We start from the raw sequence: 1,686 nt of genomic DNA, 5'->3' as shown, positions 1-1,686 counted from the left end.
GGGGGTAGGCGCTGGAGCTAGACATCTCTCTAACTCTAAAAAATTATATTATTGATTTTCTTAATAAGGCATGAACACCCTTTGGAACATATGCAGCTACCTTTGCCCCAGGTTCATTGACTGTAATCCAGCCAAGACCTGAAAAAACTATATCCGTTTTTCCTTCTTTAATTGTAAATTCATGTTTAACAAGTTCCGGGAAGCTGTCCATTTGTTCCATCCTAGGCGGCGTTAACATTTCACCAACATGGTTTTTGTATAATTCATCTGCATTTTCCAATTTTGTACGGTGAAGATTTAAATCATTGGAGAAATGGCAAACAAAGGATCTGCGTCCGCCTGTTTTATAGTCAAAGCGCGCTAAGCCTCCAATAAAGAGGGTTTGCCCCTCATTCAGCTGAAAGACTGTCGGCTTTATTTCTTTTTTCGGCGTAATGATTTTTAATTCACGCTTATCAACATAATGAGCCATTTGGTGATGATTTATTATTCCTGGCGTATCAACAAGTGACTTCCCATCCGATAAGGGGATTTCAATGATATCAAGAGTTGTACCTGGAAAATGTGAGGTTGTGATCACATCACCTTCTCCTGTTACCTCTTTTAAAATTCGATTAATAAATGTTGATTTCCCAACATTCGTACAGCCAACAACATAAACATCTTTACCTTTTCGATATACATCAATTGCTTCAGCCACCTCAGAAATATTTTTCCCTTTAGCAGCACTTACTAGAAAAACATCTTCTGGCTTAAGGCCTAGCTCTTTTGCTTCTTGCTTCATCCAATTAATTAACTTATTGTGTTTAACCGATTTTGGCAACAAATCGACTTTATTCCCTACAAGCAGGATTTTATTTTTTCCGACAAACCTATGCAGTCCCGGCAGCCAGCTCCCGTTAAAGTCGAATATATCAATGATTTTCACAATCAAAGAATCACTTTTACCTAGTTCATTTAAAATTTTCAGAAAGTCATCATCCGTTAAATCAACATCCTGCACTTCATTATAATGTTTTAAGCGAAAACAGCGCTGACAAATAATCGCTTCCTTTTCCAGCGCTGATAAAGGTGCATAACCAATTGCGGCTGGATCTTCAGTTTGAATCTTCACACCGCAGCCTATACAAATATATTGTTCACTCACAAATTAATCCTCCCACTGAATCATGCCTTTTTTCCTAAACCAATTTAAGATTAATCTCTCCACTTTACGATTGAACCGAGTAATAAAACCATCAGTCTGCGCAACTGGAACAACAAGAATGGTCCGAAATCCGCTTCGGTTACCGCCCAAAACATCAGTTAATAATTGATCGCCAATAACGACTGTTTCCTCTTTCTTAAGACCCATTTCAAGTAATGCTCTATTAAAAGCCCGTCCTAAAGGTTTTCGAGCCAATGGGATAAAAGGGATGTTAAGCGGCTCAGAAAAAGACCTAACCCGATTATCATTATTATTTGATACGATCGTAATCATCACATTGCTGTTTTTCATTTCTTCAAACCAATTTATCAACTTTGGTGTTGCATTCGGTCGATCCCATTCGACAAGGGTGTTATCTAAATCAGTAATAATTCCTTTTATTCCGTTTTCCTTCAACTTTTCAGGGGTAATCTCAAATATACTTCTAACATGCTGATCCGGTAAAAATTGCTTCAACACGATATATAACACCTCTATTT

General features: G+C 37.6%; 2 protein-coding genes. Both read right to left on the bottom strand.

Features of this window, described 5'->3' with window-relative positions; translation table 11 throughout:
• Positions 1 to 43: 43 nt before the first annotated feature.
• Positions 44 to 1,147 (bottom strand): ribosome biogenesis GTPase YqeH, encoded by a 1,104-nt coding sequence (gene yqeH, locus V7164_RS22705; protein ID WP_335355291.1) that lies wholly within the window; start codon positions 1,145 to 1,147, stop codon positions 44 to 46.
• Positions 1,148 to 1,150: 3 nt separating this feature from the next.
• Positions 1,151 to 1,666: a YqeG family HAD IIIA-type phosphatase gene (locus V7164_RS22700; protein WP_335355301.1), complete on the bottom strand. Its 516-nt coding sequence runs from the start codon at positions 1,664 to 1,666 to the stop codon at positions 1,151 to 1,153.
• Positions 1,667 to 1,686: the final 20 nt, after the last annotated feature.

Source organism: Bacillus sp. JJ1474 (assembly GCF_036965225.1).
Classification (GTDB): Bacteria; Bacillota; Bacilli; order Bacillales; family Cytobacillaceae; genus Cytobacillus.
This window is presented reverse-complemented; position numbering and strand designations above follow the sequence as displayed.